The following is a 16329-nucleotide window of genomic DNA, read 5'->3' on the forward strand; positions in this document are numbered from 1 at the left end:
TCGCGGATGGCCAGCCCCGCAAGGTCTGGATGTTGCTCCCGCAGCAACTCGCGGACCAGGTCCGCGGTGATCTCGAACTCGGTGTCGGTCATGCGAAGTCACAGTACTGAGCCGGAACGGCCCCAAAGTTCAGAACGATGCACGCGAGCCGGACAGGTCCGGTCCCGCACCGGCTCGGGGGTAAGTATCGGCAGCTCAGGCCGACCGTGCGGCATGCACGCCACCGAAGGCTGGCAGAACGAAGCCGTGCGCATCACGGCGATCCTCTTCGACGGCCTGCGTTTCGGCGCACAGAACGCGGACTGCGCCAGCGCGCGTCGCACTGACCAGGCGATCGCCCCGCCAAGCCGGCGTTTGCCTCTGGCGGGTGCCCATCTGGGAGCGGGCCTCCAGCGGGCCGATGTGTCTAACCATCCCTAGATTGTACTCGCTGGTTCAAATGAATGAACTATTGAGTTGTACTGAGTCGTCCAGATAACTATTTTGAACCCATGCGTTCAATCTCGTTTGCGGCGCCGGGGTGCTCGACCCGATCGTGATCCGGACTTGCCTGGCGCCCAGCCAGACAACCCCTCTTTCGCCACCGGCGACGCCGCCCGCTTCGACGACCTCATCCGCCAGCGCTCCAGGAGAAGTGTGCCCATGACCCAGACATGGATAGCGGCCTTCAGATCCGCTCCCGTCAGCCCGTACGAGCCGACGCTTGTCCATCCCTCCCGCAGTTTCGATGACCAGACCCTCCGCCAGATCGTTCGCGTCCGCGGCGGCGGTGCCCGTCTACGGGTACGGCTCAGCAACCTGTACGGCAAGGAACCGCTCACCATCGCCCGCATCCGGATCGCACTGCACGCCACCGCATCCGCGATCACCCCCGGCACTGACACCGAGGTCACCTTCGGTGGCACTCCCGACGTGACCATCGAGGCCGAGCACGAGGCCGTGAGCGACCCCGTCGACCTCGCCACGACCGCCGAGACCGACCTGGTGATCAGCACCTATTACGCGGCACCGTGCGGACCCGCCACCTACCACCCCTTCGCTCTGCGGACCGGCTACGTCACCGCCGGCGACGTGGCCTCCCAGCCCGAACTGACCCACGCGGAAGAGGTTGAATCCCGCTTCCACCTCACCGGGATCGATGTGCTGACGCCCCCCGGCCGCCGCGTTGTGGCCGCCTTCGGCGACTCGCTGACGGACGGCGTGGGCACCACACCCGAAGCCAACCTGCGCTACACCGACCAAATGGCCCGCCGCGCCGCTGCCGCGGGCATATCCATGATCAACCTGGGCATCGCCGGAAACCGGCTGCTCACCGACGTCTTCGGGGAAAGCGGAACCGCCCGGTTCGATCGCGACGTGCTCGCCGCACCGGGAGTGACACACCTCATCCTGGAGTTGGGGCTCAACGACATCTGCCTGCCCGGAATGCTCGGCACCCCTCCGGTGTCCGCGGACGAGCTCATCGACGGATACACCGCCATCGCCGAACGCGCCCGGCGCCACGGTTTGACCACGGTCATCACGACCCTCACGCCGTTCAACGGCGCCGGGGCGATCAGCCCCGGATTCGACACCCCCGGCAACGAGGAACTCCGCCGACGCGTCAACCGGTGGATCCGCACCAGCGCGAAGTTCGACGCCGTCGCCGACCTCGACCAGGCCGTGCGCGACTCCGCGGCCCCGGCCACCGTCGCAGCCGCCTACGACAGCGGCGATCACATCCACCTCAACGACGCCGGAGCACAAGCCATGGCCCACGTGATCGCCGGCGCACTCCTAACCTGACGAAGCGCTAGGGCCACCGATACCCAGCACCTGCAGGGCGGCGACGAACCGAGCTCTAGTCGGCCTTCCGGACCTCGAGTGCGTCGGCGGCTGTCTCCAGTGCGGCGAGGTGCTCGTCGACCGAGCGGAGTCCCGCCCGCATGGTGTTGATGGCGATATGAGTGGCTCCGGACTCCTGCCACCGCCGGGCCGCCTCGCGTAGTTCCGCCGCGTCGCCCGTCCAGCTGACCCGGCCTTCCATGCCGAGCGTGGCGGGGTCGCGGCCCGCCTGTGTGGCGGCCTCCGCGACCATGGCCTTGGCCTCGTCGAGCTTCGGCCCCGGGGACATCTGCGGGAACCACCCGTCGGCCAGGCGTCCGGCGCGGCGGTACGCCGGGGGCGACTGCGCGCCGAACCAGACCGGGATCGGCCGCTGCACGGGCAGGGGCGCCAGCCCCGCGCCGGTCACCCGGTCGAAGGTGCCCTCGAACGTGAGTGACTGCTCGGTCCACAGCCGGCGCAGCAACGCGACCTGCTCGTCGATGCGCTTGCCCCGGGTGCTGAAGTCCTGGCCGAGGGCTTCGTACTCCACCTGGTTCCAGCCCAGTCCCACGCCCAGCCGGAACCGGCCGTTGGTGAGCAGGTCGACCTCCGCGGCCTGCTTGGCCACCAGGGCCGTCTGCCGCTGGGGCAGGATGATGATGCCCGTGACGAGCTCCAGTGAGGTCAGCGCGGCGAGGTAGCCGAACAGGACCATCGGCTCGTGGAAGGTGGTCCGCACGTCGTAGGGGCCGTCCCAGCCCTGGTGGACCGCCGGATCGGCGCCTACGACGTGGTCATAGGCCAGTACATGCCGGAACCCGAGCTCCTCGACCCGCTGTCCGTAGGCCCGTACGGCGCCCACGTCGGCGCCGAGTTCGGTCTGGGGAAAGACGACACCGATCCGCATGCGTGGCTCCCGTCAAGCTCCGGCGACTCCCGAACATCATCGTGTACCCGGCGTCGATCATCCAAGTACCACACAGGAGTCGCCGGGTCCTCGGCGGCTAGTCCACCTCCGCGACCGCCCGGCCGAACTGGGCCGAGTACAGCCGGGCGTAGGCGCCGTCCGCGGCCAGCAGCGACTCGTGCGTGCCCTGTTCGACGATCCGCCCGTTCTCCATGACCAGGATCAGGCTGGCGTCGCGGATCGTGGACAGCCGGTGGGCGATCACGAAGCTGGTACGCCCCTCGCGCAGCGAGCTCATCGCCCGCTGGATGAGCACCTCGGTCCGGGTGTCGACCGAGCTGGTGGCCTCGTCCAGGATCAGGATCGCCGGCTCGGACAGGAACGCGCGGGCGATCGTGATCAGCTGTGTCTCGCCCGCGCTGACCGTCGCGCCCTCCTCGTCGATCACCGTGTCGTAGCCGTCGGGCAGCGTGTGCGCGATGCGGTCGACGTGGGCGGCCTCCGCGGCGGCCTCGATCTGTTCGCGCGTGGCGCCCTCCGCCCCGTAGCCGATGTTCTCCGCGATCGTGCCGCCGAACAGCCAGGTGTCCTGCAGCACCATGCCCATGTTGTCGCGCAGCTCTTCCCTGGACATCTCCGCGATGTCGACGCCGTCGAGCGTGATACGGCCGCCGGTCACCTCGTAGAAGCGCATGATGAGGTTGACCAGCGTCGTCTTGCCCGCTCCCGTGGGGCCGACGATGGCCACGGTCTGGCCGGGTTCGACGGTAAGCGACAGGTTCTCGATCAGCGGCCGGTCCGGATCGTAGCGGAAGGAGACGTTCTCGAACGCCACACGGCCCCTGACCTGATCGGGGCGCGCGGGCTTGGCGGGCTCCGCGGACTGCTCCGGAGCCTCCAGCAGCTCGAAGACCCGTTCGGCCGAGGCGACACCCGATTGCACCAGGGTCGCCATGCCGGCCACCTGGGTCAGCGGCTGGCTGAACTGCCTGGAGTATTGGATGAAGGCCTGCACGTTGCCCAGCGAGATCGAACCCGAGGCCACGTTGAACCCGCCCACCACGGCGACCAGCACGTAGTTGAGGTTGCCGATGAACATCATCGCCGGCTGGATGAGCCCGGAGATGAACTGGGCCCGGAAGCTGGAGTTGAACAGGGCCTGGTTGTGCTCGTCGAAGGCCTCGGCGACCTCCTTCTGCCTGCCGAACACCTTGACCAGCGTGTGCCCCCCGAACATCTCCTCGATGTGGCCGTTGAGCTTGCCCGTCGAGGACCACTGCTTGATGAACTGCGGCTGCGACCGCTTTCCGATGACCGTGGTGACGTAGACCGACAGCGGCACCGTGACCAGCGCGATGATCGCCAGGATCGGCGAGATCCAGAACATCATCACCAGTACGCCGACGACCGTCAGCACCGACGAGATGAGCTGGCTCATCGTCTGCTGCAGCGTCTGCGCGATGTTGTCGGTGTCGTTGGTGGCGCGGCTGAGAATCTCGCCGCGCGGCTGGCCGTCGAAGTAGCTCAGCGGCAGCCGCGCCAGCTTGGCCTCGATCCGCTCGCGCAGCCGGGACGCCGCCCGCTGCACGACGATCGTGGTCAGCCGGAACTGCACGATCCCGAGCAGCGCCGCCACCAGGTAGAGCGCCAGCACCCAGCCCAGCACCTGGGCCAGCGCGGTGAAGTCGATGCCCTGGCCGGGCACCACGCTCATCGCCGACACCATGTCGGCGAACGTGCCCTGGCCCCTGGCGCGCAGCCCCGCCACGGCCTGCTCCTTGGTGATCCCGGCGGGCAACTGGGCGCCGATGATGCCCGAGAAGATCAGGTCCGTGGCGTGGCCGAGGGTCTTGGGTCCCGTCACGGTCAGCGCGACGCTGACCGTACCTAAAGCCAGGATGACGGCCAGCATCGCGCGCTCGGGGTGCAGCAGCCGCAGCAGGCGGCGGAACGAACCGCCGAAGTCGTGCGCCTTCTCGGCCGGCCCGGACATCATCCGGCCCGGCCCGAAAGCGGGCGCGGGGCGGCGCGCGGGCGTCGGGGTGGTCATGAACCCTCCTTCCTTGATCGCATAACGCTTGATCGCATAACGCTCGGTCGCCTGACCAAGGTGCTGTGCGAGTCGATGAGTTCGGTCATGCCGCGGCCTCCTGTTCGGTGAGCTGAGACAGCACGATCTCCCGATAGGTCGGGCAGGTCGCCATCAGCTCGGCGTGGTCGCCGCTGCCGACCACGCGGCCGTCCTCGAGCACGAGGATGCGGTCGGCGTCGCGGATCGTGTTGACCCGCTGGGCCACGATGACGATCGTGGCGTCGGTGATCTCCTCGGCCAGCGCGGCGCGCAGCCGGGCGTCGGTGGCGTAGTCGAGGGCGGAGAAGGAGTCGTCGAACAGGTAGATCTCGGGCCGGTGCACCAGCGTCCTGGCGATGGCCAGGCGTTGGCGCTGGCCGCCGGAGACGTTCGTGCCACCTTGGGCGATCGGCTCGTCCAGGCCCTCGGGCATCGCCTCGACGAACTCGCGGGCCTGCGCCACGTCAAGGGCCTGCCACAGCTCCTCGTCGGTCGCGTCCGGCCTTCCGTAGCGCAGGTTGGAGGCGATCGTGCCGGAGAAGAGGTACGGCGACTGCGGGACCAGGCCGACCGCCCGGGAGAGCACGGCCGGGTCGAGGTCTCGTACGCTGACGCCGTCGACCAGCACCTCACCGGCGCTCGCGTCGAACAGGCGCGGGATGAGGTTGAGCAGCGTCGTCTTGCCACTGCCCGTACTGCCGATGATCGCGGTGGTACGGCCCGGCCGCGCCGCGAAGCTCACGTCGCACAGCACCGGCTCGTCGGCGCCCGGATAGCGGAAGTCCACCGACCGCAGCTCCAGCTCACCGAGATGACTCTCCGGGGCGACGGGGGTGGCCGGCGGGTGGACGGTCGGCTCGGTGTCGAGGACCTCCTCGATGCGCTCGGCGCAGACCTCGGCCCGAGGGATCATCATGAACATGAACATCGCCATCATCACCGACATGAGGATCTGCATCAGGTAGGAGATGACCGCGGTCAGCGCGCCCACCTGCATGCTCCCGTCGGCGATGCGATGGCCGCCGAACCACACCACGGCGACGCTCGACACGTTCACCACCAGCATGACCGTGGGGAACATCAGCGCCATGAGCCGCCCGACCCGCAGCGACACGTCGGTCAGCTGGTCGTTGGCCACCGCGAAACGCTCACGCTCGTGCCGGTCGCGGACGAAGGCCCTGATGACCCGGATGCCGGTGATCTGCTCGCGCAGCACCTGGTTGATCCGGTCGATGCGCTCCTGCATCGTGCGGAAGAGCGGACGCATGCGCATCACGATCAGGCCCACGATGACGAGCAGCACGGGCAGCACAATGAGCAGCAGCGACGACAGCGCCACGTCGTGGCGCAGCGCCAGCACGATCCCGCCGACGCACATGATCGGCGCGGCCACCATCATCGTGAACGTCATCAGCACGAGCAGCTGGATCTGCTGCACGTCGTTGGTGGTGCGGGTGATCAGGGACGGCGGGCCGAACCGGTTGACCTCCTGGGCGGAGAAGTCCTGGACCCGGTGGAAGATCGCGGCCCGTAAGTCCCGGCCCAGGGCCATCGAGGTCTGGGCGCCGTAGTAGACGGCCACGACCGAGCAGATGATCTGGATGAGCGTCACCCCGAGCATCACCAGCCCGACGCGTGCGATGTATCCGGTGTCACCCTTGACGACGCCGTTGTCGATGATGTCGGCGTTGAGGGTGGGGAGATAGAGCGTGGCCAGTGTCTGCACGAACTGGAAGAGGACGACGAGCGTGATCTCTTTCCCGTACGGCCTGAGCTGTGCCCGCAAGAGACGGAGCAGCATCAAGAAGTGCTTTCTGTCGAAGGAGTGGGGGAAGGCCGCAGGAGCAGCCCGTCGAGCAGAACGGAGACGATCTCCGCGTCGTCCATGTCGCCGAACTCGCCGCCATGGCCGAAACCGCGATGCGCGCTCACCGCGACCAACATGAGGAGCAGCTGTGCCGTGGCCTCGGGAGAGCGGCGCAGCCGGTCGCGGTCGGGCTCGAGCAGAGCGGTGACCGCGGCCAGGATCTGACGCCGGCTGTCCAACATATGCTCGCGGAACTCGACGTCGTCGACCATCAGCTCCTTGGGCCCGGCGATCAGGTTGGCGTTGGCGTTCATTCCGGCCCGCAGCATCGTGACCGCCTCGCGCAGCCGCGCGCGCAGCTCGGTCGTCGTGCCGATGCCGGTCAGCGCGGCCACCGCCGATTTCGGGTCGAACGCGCTCATCAGCGCCGCCCGCACCAGCGAGGCCTTGTCGGGAAAGACCCCGAAGATCGTCCCCTCGGCCACACCGGCGGCCTCGGCTATCTGGCGAGTGCTCACGGCGGTGCCGAATTCGCGCAACAGGGGCAGCGTGGCGGCGATGAGTGTGGCCCGACGCTCTTCTGGCGCCATAGCCGGCACCCTTCGCCTCTTCGTCATGCGGACGATCCTAATGAGCGAGTACTCACTCGTTCAACTGGTTTTCGACCAAACCCCTTGGTGCGGCGTCACGCGACCGTCTCGGTCCCAGCGACGGTCCATGGTGGCTGGGGTCCTTCTGGAGGGACCCCAGCGGGGAGAGAGAAGAAGACGGTCCGTCGTGGATGAGGCCCGAGGGGGATCCTCCTCCGGGAGCGGAAGAAGACGGTCCGTCGTCACAGAGGTCCCAGCGGAAGGCTCCAGAGGAGCGGACGAAGACGGTCCGTCGTGGATGAGCCCCAGGAAGGGGCTTCTTGCACGTTTTGTGGGACTCGCCGGGGTAGTGGGGGTTTCGGAGAGTTGAGGAACATTGTGGAGATCGAACGCAAGTACGATGTCAACGGCCCCGCCGAGATCGCGATCGAGGACTTCACCGGCCCGGACGGCAAGGTCACGGTGGACGAGCCGGAGACGTGGCGGCTGGTGGCCGACTACGTCGACACCCCGGCCCTGACGCTCGCCGCCCAGGGCATCACCCTGCGCCGCCGCCGGGGCGGCCAGGACGCCGGGTGGCATCTCAAGTTGCCGGTGGCCAAGGGGGCCAAGCGGGAGGTGCGCGCGCCGCTGGGCGCCGGTGTGCACCAGGTGCCCACCCGGCTGACCGACCTCGTCGCCGCCCATCTGCGCGGGCGCGACCTCGTCCCGGTCGCCACCCTCCGGACCACCCGCACGACACGCAAGCTGCGCGACCAAGAGGGCCGGGTGCTGGCCGAGGTCAGCGACGACGTGGTGGAGGGCCGCCGCCAGAACGCCGACCGGCCGCCCGTCTCGTGGCGCGAGATCGAGGTCGAGCTGGTGGACGGCCGCATGGACGTACTCGATGCCGTCGAGAGCAGGCTGCGTGACGCCGGGCTGGCGCCGTCGTCATCCGGCTCCAAGCTGGCGCGCGTGCTGGGCGCCGACCTGCCCCCGGAAAGTGGCCGCAAGGACGGGCGGAGCGCCAGGGCGGTCCTGATCGCGTACGTGCGGCGCCAACGTGGGCAACTGCTCGCCAACGACCCGCTGGTACGCCTGGCCGACCACGACGACGACTCGGTGCACGACATGCGCGTGGCCCTGCGGCGCATCCGCAGCCTCCTGCGCACCCACGCGCGGCTGCTGGACAGCGACCGGATCGGCCCGCTCGACGCGGAGCTGAAGTGGCTGGCCGCCGAGCTGGGCACGGTGCGCGATCTCGAAGTGCTCACCGCCCGATTCGCCCGCCGCCTCGCCGACCAGCCCGCCGGCGGTCCCCGGGAGGCGGAATGGCCTGCCGTGCTGGCCGCGCGCGAGCACAGGGCCAGGCGGGCGCTCAAGAAGACGCTGCGGACACCGCGTTACTTCGCTCTCCTGGCCGCCCTCGACGATCTCATCGCCGACCCGCCCTTCCAGGGCAGGGCGAACCGCCGACCCTCGGCCCTGGTGGCCAAGAGCTGGGGCAAGGTCCTGGCCAAATACGCCAAGGCCGAGCGCCTGCCCTTGGGCGCGGAGCGTGACCAGGCCCTGCACGCCACCCGCAAGGCGGCCAAACGCGCCCGCTACACCGCCGAAGCCGCCACCGACGTACTCGGCAAGCCCGCCGCGAAGCTCGCCAAGCACGGCGAACGACTGCAGGACGCCTTCGGCCGCCGCCAGGACGCGCTGGTCGCCCAGCAACAGCTCACCCAGCTCGCCACCAGGGCGAACCTGTCGGCGGCCGACGCCTTCACCCTCGGCCTGCTGCTCGCCGAGGAACGCCACGAGGCCGCCGAGGCGTACCGTGCCCTCGCGCCGATCTGGAAGAAGGCCGCCAAACCCAAGCTCCTGCGCGCGCTCGCGAAATAGTCAGTCCCGCGAATCGGGAGCCTCCCCGTCCGCGGCTCGGGCCCGGTCGCCGACCCACACGGCGATCTGGGCGCGTGAGTTGAAGCCGAGCTTGTTCAGGATGTGCTCGATATGTCCCTCGGCGGTGCGCGGGGCGATCACCAGCGCGGCGGCGATCTGCTTGTTGGTCATCCCCTGGGCGACCAGCTGGGCGATCTCCGTCTCGCGGCGGGTCAGCCGCGCCGGCTCCGCCTTCGCCGCCTTCTCGCCCTGAGGCGGCTCCTCCTGGAGCGCGTAGCCGAGCGCCTCGTCGTAGGAGAGCCGGGCACCCCGCTTGAGCTCGGTGTCGAAGGTCGCGTCCCCCAGGGCCGCGCGCGTGCGGCTCTCGCATTCGTCGTGGTAGCGGACCAGGTGCCCGTACCCGGACAGCGGCGCACCGATCGAACTCCAGACCGTCTTCAGGATGCCCAGCAGCCGGGCGGCCCTGGTGTGGTGATGCTCCGTCTCGGCGATCCAGGCCAGCACCTCGAGGTTGACCCCGACGCCCAGCGGATCGTCGAGCGAGCGGTTGAAGGCCAGGCTCTCCTTCTCGAGTTCGGTCGCGCGGCGGACGTCTCCCTGCCGCCACACCTCCACACCGAGCGCCATCATCGTGTACGCCTTGTGCCACCCTTCCCCAAAGGTGTCGCACACGGCCAGGCAGTCGTCGCCCAGGGAGATGGCCTGCGACGAGTCACCCAGGTAGGAGTGCGCGAGGGACAGCCGGATGAGGGCCAGGGCGAGACCCACGGGGTTCTCGGTGCTGCGGTGCCGTGCCGCGGCCTCCTCGTACAGCTTGATGGCCGTTTCGGTGTCGCCGCGGTACATGGCGATCATGCCGGAGTAGAGCGCGACGTACCCGCGGACCAGCTCGTCACCCAGCAGCTCCCCCAGGATCCGGCTCTCCTCCAGCATGGTCGAGGCGGCGGTGATGTCGGCCTGGATGATGGCCAGCCAGCTGTTGGCCCACAGGGCCCTGGCGCGTACCTCGCTCGGCTCGGTGTCCAGGGCCAGCCCTCGGTCCAGCCAGCGCCGGCCCTCGCCGAGGTAGTAACTGGTGATCCAGTGGTAGAGCAGGTCGGCCGCCATGCCCAGGCCGGCCCTGACCTCCGCCGGGTCGCCGTAGAAGCTGTCGAGGGCGGTACGCAGATTGGCGTGTTCGAGCTGCAGCCGGTCGAACCAGGCCACCTGCGAGGGGCCGAACAACTGCGCGTGGGCCCGCGCCGCCAGTGCCCGGTAGTAGGCGCGGTGTCGCCGTTGCAGCGTGGACTCCTGGCCTGAGGCGGTGAGCCGTTCGCGGCCGTACTGGCGGATGGTGTCGAGGAGCCGGTATCTCACTACCCGGCCATGCTCCTCCCGGAGGAAGACGGACTTGTCGACCAGGGCCATCACCAGGTCGATGATCTCCTCGCGGCTGATGCCGTCGCCGGAGCAGACCGCCTCCGCCGCCTCCAGGTCCAGCGTGTCGGCGAACACCGACGCACGCTCCCACATCTGCTGTTCCCGCTCCGAACAGAGGCTGAAGCTCCAGTCGATCATCGCGCGCAGCGTCTGATGGCGCGGCAGCGTCGCCCGCGAGCCCGCGGTGAGCAGCCGGAAACGGTCGTCCAGCCGGTCGTGGAGCTGCTGGAGCGACAGCGCCCGCAGCCGCACGGCCGCCAGCTCGATGGCGAGCGGCAGCCCGTCCAGCCGGCGGCAGATCCGCAGCACGAGGTCCCGGTTGTCCTCGGTGACGGCGAACGTCGGCAGCACGGCCCGGGCCCGCTCGGTGAACAGCCGCACCCCGTCACACTGCATGAGCGCTTCCGCGGATATCCCCGGGCGGTCGGAGTTCGGCAGCGGAAGCGTCGGCACGGGCAGCATCTGCTCGCCACCGATGCCCAGCGCCTGCCTGCTGGTGGCCAGGATCCGCAGCTCAGGGGCGGCCCGCAGGAGCGTGTCGGCCACCACGGCGCACTCGTGGACCAGGTGCTCGCAGTTGTCGAGGATCACCAGCGTCTGCTTGTCGCGCAGGTGGCTGACGAGCACCTGCAGGGGCGGGCAGGCGGTGTGATCGCGAATCTCCAGGGCCTCGGCCACGACCTGAGCGAGCAGCTCCGAATCCTCCAGCGAGGCGAGCTCGACCAGCCACACGCCATCGCGGAACGCCCGCCGCACCTCGAGCCCCACGCGCAGGGCCAGCCGGGTCTTGCCCACCCCGCCCACGCCGATCAAGGTCACCGCCCGGGACGCGGACAGCAACGTCTTGACCTCGGCCACCTCGTGCCGACGTCCCACGAAACTCGTCACCTCGGCCGGCAGCCATCCGCTCCGCTGCCGCCGGGACTCCCCTGTTGCCATGACGCGCCCTCGTGCCGGCTCGGCCAAGCAGGTCACCACCGTGCTGAATCCGGGCCCTTAACTACCTAGGTTATGCCCAGACCGTTTTCCGGTGCACAGCGCGATGAAGTGGACATAGCCTGGTGGTGAGTGATGGCGCGATTACAGCGGCGCCACAAGGCAGGATGGACGCGGAGGTGACCGGTTCTCCGGAACATCGGCGGGTAGAGGGACCCGGCATCGTCGGGCGCAGGCATGAGATGTCCGCTGTGCGGCGAATGTTGGGCCATACCCGGTTGCTGACCCTGACGGGCACCGGTGGAGTCGGCAAGACCCGGCTGGCCGTGCAGGCGGGCGAGGCCCTGCGCGGGGCGTTCGCGCACGGGGTCGAGCTGGTCGAGCTGGCCACTCTCGAGGATGGCGACCTTCTGGAGTCGGCCGTGGCCACGGCGCTGGGCCTGCGTGAGCTGGGCCCCTGCTCCATGACCACGCTGGTCGACTACCTGGCCGACAGGCGGATGCTGCTGGTGCTGGACAACTGCGAGCACCTGCTGGAGGAGTGCGCCCTCCTGGTGGACCGCATGCTGCGCGGCGCCCCGCGGCTGCGGATCCTGGCGACCAGCCGGCAGGCGCTCGGCGTCTACGGCGAGCAGGTGCTGTACGTGCCGCCGCTGACCACATCGGATCCCGGCGAGGTGGTGCGCGACATCGCCCGCCACGACGCGGTCCGCCTGTTCGCCGAGCGCGCGGCGCGGGCACGACCCGGATTCACGGTCGACGCGGCCAACGCCGCGACGGTGGCCCGGCTGTCACAGCGCCTGGAGGGGATCCCGCTGGCGATCGAACTGGCCGCGGTGCGGCTGCGCACGACGCCCGTGGAGCAGTTGCTGCGTGAGCTGGACGAGCACTTCGAGGCGCCGGTCGAGGGCGCCCGTTCCGTCCTGCCCCGGCACCGGTCGCTGCGCGCCACCCTGGACTGGAGTTTCGGACTGTGCTCGGCGGCGGAGCAGCGGCTGTGGAGCAGGCTGTCGATGTTCGCCGGCGGCGTCGCGCTGGAGGCCGCGGAGGCGATCTGCCCGGGAGCGGAGATCGACAAGGAAGATGTCGTCGATCTGATCGCCGGCTTGGTGGACAAGTCCGTACTCATCGCGACAGAGCGCGACACCGGGGTGTACTACCGCATGCTCGACAGCATCCGCTCATACGGCCGTGAGGAGTTGTCCCCGGCCGAGGCGAGGGCGCTGGGCCGGCGATACGTCGAGTATTACCGGGGTGAGGTCGAGCGGCACCGGTTGGATCGGCTCTCTCCCCACCAGCTTGAGGGATTCAGGGCCCTGCATCGTGAGCTGCCCAATCTGCGCGTCGCGCTCGACCTGTGCTTCGGCCGGACGGTCGAGGCGTCCGTGGGGCTGGAGATCGCCTCGGCGCTGTGGGTCTTCTGGATCATCGCCGGCTCTCTCACCGAGGGCCGGCACTGGCTGGACCGTGGCCTGCGGCTCGTGCCGGAGGCGAACTCCGCCCGGGCCCACGCCCTGTGGGTCGACAGCCTGCTCGCCCTCCATCAGGGCGACCTGAAGACGGCCCTGCCGCAGCTTGAGGAATGTCGGATCCTGGCCCAGCGGCTGGGTGACGAATCGGCTCTCGCGTTCGCCACCCAGGTCTCGGGCATCGCCGCCTTCTCGGCAGGAGAGCCCCGGCGAGGTCTCGCGCTCCTGGAGGAGGCCCGCGCCGGACACCTGGCCGGTGGAGACGTCGACGCCGCCGCCATCAACCGGTTCTACGCCGCCGCCTACGGCGCGGCCGAGGCCCCGGAGCTCAGTATCACCCTGGGCGACTGGTTCCTCGCGCTGTCGGACGCCCGGGACGCACAGCTGTCGCGCGGATACGCGCTGTTCGCCCTGGGTATGGCCGCGTGGAACCAGGGCGACTGGCGCAGGGCCGAAGCCCTGATGAGGGAGGCGGCCGAGTTGAGGAACACGCTCAACGACCGGTGGGGCCTCACGCAATGCCTGGAGGTGCTGGCCTGGACGGCCTGCGCGCAGGGCCGATACGAACGGGCGGCCACGATACTCGGCACCGCGCATCCGCTGTGGCGGGCGATGGGCGCCTCACCGACCCGGCTGTTTCCCCACGTACGGGGCCACGAGCAGTGCATGGCGCGCGCCCACGAGGAGCTGGGCGGGCGGGCGTTCGCGGCGGCCTTCCGTCAAGGGGCGCGGCTCGGGCTGAAGCGGACGATCACGTACGCGATCGAGCGGGCCGACGGCGAGTGACCCTCACCTGACCCTCGCCGACAAGGCGGGACGCCGGGACCGATCTCAGCGGTGACCCGATCGGCTCCGGCGTCCCTCTGTTCAGGGGGTTCCGTAATGATCGTTTATTCAGTATGGCAACCTCCGTCCTGATGGCGTCCGCAGATCTGGCCGATCATCTCTGGTGCGGATAGGACTTTTGCGGACACGGATCTGGCGCATGGACTCTCTCTCGTAACCTTTCCGGATCGTGGGCGAGTGGGCCCGGGCTTCAGCACTGGCGCGCGCCGACAGGCAGTTCGCACCAGACGACCTTTCCCCGATGGGTGCGGATGCTTCCCCAGCAACACGACAGTGTGTCGACCAGGTGCAGACCGTGCCCCCTCTCCTCGTCCGGGCGGGGTCTACGCGCCTGAGGCAGTTCGGGATTGGCATCCTCGACCTCGAAGCGCAGCAACCCGTCCTCAGCGGAGAGGCTGAGATCGACGGTCCCTTTCACATATTTCAGCGCGTTAGTGACCAACTCGCTGACCAGCAGTTCGGCGACCTCACTCTGGCCGTCGAAGCCCCATTGGGACAGCAGCGCACGTGTCAGATGGCGTGCCCTGGGCACCGAGCCGAGCTGGTGCGGGAGCCTCCATGAGGCAACCCGCCGCGCGTCGGCTGGACAGTCGTTCTCGACCCTGGCCGCGAACCGGTGTCGCTCATGTGCACCATCCCCTTGCGACGCAGACCCCATCCCTGCTCCAAGCAGTAGGTGGCGAAAGATTTCGCCTCGCGGTCGGGAACGAAGGGGGGTGGACTTGGGGGGCTGATGCTTGTACATGGCTCGCAGCCTCGATCCTCACTTTCGGCGGCATTGGTACTTTGGCCACAAGCCTTCCTCACACCTCGCGATGACGAGACGTGAGAAATCCCCATACGACTACCTATTTCGACTACGTAGGTAGTCCCCGGGACACCTACCTAGTCGACCGGCTGATCATGCCCAACCGGTAGCTTTCTGTAGTCGTACAGTTACGTTAGGTAGTTTTGGCTGATGGGCATCGGTGCAGAGGGTCCACTCCTGATCGAAAGGAAGCCGATGCGCATCCCCTCCCTCGCGGCGTCAGCCCTTGCCCTCGCGGCACTGCTCGCCGCGGGCGCCCCCACGCTCACGGCCGCCCCCGCCCATGCCGCCGCGGCACGCTCGTGCGTGCCCGCCTCCCTCCAGGCCGCCCCCACTCGCGCGGCGGTCGCGCCGGTCTACTTCGAGATGCAGACCGCGGAGCGCGCCAGGCCGTTCGTCTTCCAGCTCACCGACCCCGCGAAGATCGAGCACGCCCGGCGGATCCTCAGCGGCGAGGAGCAGGAGGAGGTGCACGTCCTGGGCCGGATCGTCAAGAGACCGGCCACCTACAACCCGCACTGGAGCTTCCACTACGATCCGAACACGATCAGCTTCTTCGCGGTGGCCATCGAGGTCTGCGACGCCACGGTGACCTACACCGAAGACCATCTCGATGAGGCATGCGGCGCCTTCCTGCCCGGCTGCGTCTTCTGCCCCTGGACGTCCAAGCTGGTCCGCGAGGTCCCCGCCCCCTGAGAACCCAACAGCCACTCCCCGCACCACCGAAACCTCCGCGGTCACGCCCGCGGAGGTTTCGGTGTGAACGGGTCCCTCAGCTTCGTTCGGCAGAAACTTGACCATGGTCACAGAAGCGCCTTACGTTCGAGCGGTGAATCTCACAGGGAAATCAGTCGTCGCCCGTCGTACCGACTCCTGGCACTCGGACCCGGCATGAACGTCGAGGAGCTCGTCGCGATCGATGTCCACACGCACGCCGAGGTGTCCAAGGACGGCCACGGCTCGCTCAGTCCGGAGTTGTTCGGCGCGTCGGCGGAGTATTTCAAGGGGCACGCGCGGCCGACCATCCCCGAGATCGCCGCCTACTACCGTGAGCGGAAGATGGCCGCGGTCGTGTTCACCGTGGACGCCGAGCACGCCACGGGTCACCCGCGCATCTCCAACGAGGAGGTGGCGGAGAGCTGCGCCGAGCACGCCGATGTGCTGATCCCGTTCGGCAGCGTGGATCCATGGAAGGGACGGGCGGGCGCCCGTGAGGCGCGCAGGCTCGTCGAGGAGTACGGGGTGCGCGGCTTCAAGTTCCACCCCAGCATCCAGGGCTTCGCGCCGAACGCCCCGATGGCCTACCCCCTCTATGAGGTCATCGAGGAGCTCGGGGTGCCCGCGTTGTTCCACACCGGGCAGACCGGCATCGGCGCGCGAGTGCCGGGCGGGGGCGGGATCCGGCTGAAGTACGGCAATCCGATGCTGGTCGACGACGTCGCCGTGGACTTCCCCGAGCTGCGGATCATCCTGGCCCATCCGTCCTTCCCCTGGCAGGACGAGGCGCTCGCGGTGGCCACGCACAAGCCGTACGTCTACATCGACCTGTCCGGATGGTCGCCGAAGTACTTCCCCCCGCAGCTCGTCCAGTACGCGAACACGCTGCTCAAGGACAAGGTGCTCTTCGGCTCCGACTACCCGGTGATCACCCCCGACCGCTGGCTGGCCGACTTCGCCAAGCTCGACATCAAGCCCGAGGTCCGTCCGATGATCCTCAAGGACAACGCCGTGGGCCTGCTCCGGCTCCACCCATGACCCCTGATCATGGACGTCCCTAAGCTGCATTAAAGACAGCCATATA

At 68.8% G+C, this 16329-nt stretch carries 11 protein-coding genes; 5 read left to right on the forward strand and 6 right to left on the reverse strand.

Annotated features, from left to right (window positions below; all coding sequences use genetic code 11):
• Positions 1–642 precede the first annotated feature (642 nt).
• The gene (locus ACIBO2_RS42740; RefSeq protein WP_358553330.1) at positions 643–1785 is read left to right on the forward strand and encodes an SGNH/GDSL hydrolase family protein; all 1143 of its coding nucleotides are present in this window, start codon (positions 643–645) and stop codon (positions 1783–1785) included.
• Positions 1786–1840: 55 nt separating this feature from the next.
• Here the strand turns inward: ACIBO2_RS42740 and ACIBO2_RS42745 are convergent, their stop codons facing one another.
• The 4 genes from ACIBO2_RS42745 to ACIBO2_RS42760 all read right to left on the reverse strand — a co-directional run bounded on the left by ACIBO2_RS42745 (position 1841) and on the right by ACIBO2_RS42760 (position 7181).
• Complete coding sequence (locus ACIBO2_RS42745; RefSeq protein ID WP_358553332.1) at positions 1841–2713, reverse strand: LLM class F420-dependent oxidoreductase; 873 nt, start codon at positions 2711–2713, stop codon at positions 1841–1843.
• Between the two features lie 97 nt (positions 2714–2810).
• The gene (locus ACIBO2_RS42750) at positions 2811–4763 is read right to left on the reverse strand and encodes an ABC transporter ATP-binding protein (RefSeq protein ID WP_397304038.1); all 1953 of its coding nucleotides are present in this window, start codon (positions 4761–4763) and stop codon (positions 2811–2813) included.
• A gap of 85 nt (positions 4764–4848) precedes the next feature.
• Positions 4849–6585, reverse strand: coding sequence for an ABC transporter ATP-binding protein (locus tag ACIBO2_RS42755; RefSeq protein WP_358553336.1), 1737 nt, complete (start codon positions 6583–6585; stop codon positions 4849–4851).
• Positions 6585–7181, reverse strand: coding sequence for a helix-turn-helix domain-containing protein (locus ACIBO2_RS42760; RefSeq protein ID WP_358553338.1), 597 nt, complete (start codon positions 7179–7181; stop codon positions 6585–6587). Before ACIBO2_RS42760 ends, ACIBO2_RS42755 begins: the two co-directional genes overlap by 1 nt.
• A 366-nt stretch (positions 7182–7547) precedes the next feature.
• Between ACIBO2_RS42760 and ACIBO2_RS42765 the strand changes: the two genes are divergently transcribed.
• A complete protein-coding gene (locus ACIBO2_RS42765) occupies positions 7548–9050 on the forward strand; it encodes a CYTH and CHAD domain-containing protein (RefSeq protein WP_358553340.1) in 1503 nt (500 codons plus the stop codon).
• On the opposite strand, the gene ACIBO2_RS42770 is transcribed toward ACIBO2_RS42765, so the two are convergent.
• On the reverse strand, positions 9051–11408 hold the full coding sequence (locus ACIBO2_RS42770) for a LuxR C-terminal-related transcriptional regulator (RefSeq protein ID WP_358553342.1): 2358 nt from the start codon (positions 11406–11408) through the stop codon (positions 9051–9053). It lies immediately after the preceding gene.
• A gap of 257 nt (positions 11409–11665) precedes the next feature.
• Between ACIBO2_RS42770 and ACIBO2_RS42775 the strand changes: the two genes are divergently transcribed.
• On the forward strand, positions 11666–13660 hold the full coding sequence (locus tag ACIBO2_RS42775) for an ATP-binding protein (RefSeq protein WP_397304163.1): 1995 nt from the start codon (positions 11666–11668) through the stop codon (positions 13658–13660).
• Positions 13661–13910: 250 nt separating this feature from the next.
• Here the strand turns inward: ACIBO2_RS42775 and ACIBO2_RS42780 are convergent, their stop codons facing one another.
• Positions 13911–14465, reverse strand: coding sequence for an ATP-binding protein (locus ACIBO2_RS42780; protein WP_358553346.1), 555 nt, complete (start codon positions 14463–14465; stop codon positions 13911–13913).
• Positions 14466–14723: 258 nt separating this feature from the next.
• Between ACIBO2_RS42780 and ACIBO2_RS42785 the strand changes: the two genes are divergently transcribed.
• Positions 14724–15224: a calmodulin-binding protein gene (locus ACIBO2_RS42785; RefSeq protein ID WP_397304039.1), complete on the forward strand. Its 501-nt coding sequence runs from the start codon at positions 14724–14726 to the stop codon at positions 15222–15224.
• A 195-nt stretch (positions 15225–15419) separates the two neighbouring features.
• The gene (locus ACIBO2_RS42790) at positions 15420–16283 is read left to right on the forward strand and encodes an amidohydrolase family protein (protein WP_397304040.1); all 864 of its coding nucleotides are present in this window, start codon (positions 15420–15422) and stop codon (positions 16281–16283) included.
• The last annotated feature ends 46 nt before the right edge of the window (positions 16284–16329 follow it).

Origin of the sequence: Nonomuraea sp. NPDC050022 (assembly GCF_044460705.1) — a bacterium.
Taxonomy (GTDB): Bacteria; Actinomycetota; Actinomycetes; order Streptosporangiales; family Streptosporangiaceae; genus Nonomuraea.

Coding starts and splice junctions, on each gene's coding strand:
- ACIBO2_RS42740 (WP_358553330.1), top strand. CDS start 643: ATGACCCAGACATGGATAGCGGCCTTCAGATCCGCTCCCGTCAGCCCG.
- ACIBO2_RS42745 (WP_358553332.1), bottom strand. CDS start 2,713: ATGCGGATCGGTGTCGTCTTTCCCCAGACCGAACTCGGCGCCGACGTG.
- ACIBO2_RS42750 (WP_397304038.1), bottom strand. CDS start 4,763: ATGACCACCCCGACGCCCGCGCGCCGCCCCGCGCCCGCTTTCGGGCCG.
- ACIBO2_RS42755 (WP_358553336.1), bottom strand. CDS start 6,585: ATGCTGCTCCGTCTCTTGCGGGCACAGCTCAGGCCGTACGGGAAAGAG.
- ACIBO2_RS42760 (WP_358553338.1), bottom strand. CDS start 7,181: ATGGCGCCAGAAGAGCGTCGGGCCACACTCATCGCCGCCACGCTGCCC.
- ACIBO2_RS42770 (WP_358553342.1), bottom strand. CDS start 11,408: ATGGCAACAGGGGAGTCCCGGCGGCAGCGGAGCGGATGGCTGCCGGCC.
- ACIBO2_RS42775 (WP_397304163.1), top strand. CDS start 11,666: ATGTTGGGCCATACCCGGTTGCTGACCCTGACGGGCACCGGTGGAGTC.
- ACIBO2_RS42780 (WP_358553346.1), bottom strand. CDS start 14,465: ATGTACAAGCATCAGCCCCCCAAGTCCACCCCCCTTCGTTCCCGACCG.
- ACIBO2_RS42785 (WP_397304039.1), top strand. CDS start 14,724: ATGCGCATCCCCTCCCTCGCGGCGTCAGCCCTTGCCCTCGCGGCACTG.
- ACIBO2_RS42790 (WP_397304040.1), top strand. CDS start 15,420: ATGAACGTCGAGGAGCTCGTCGCGATCGATGTCCACACGCACGCCGAG.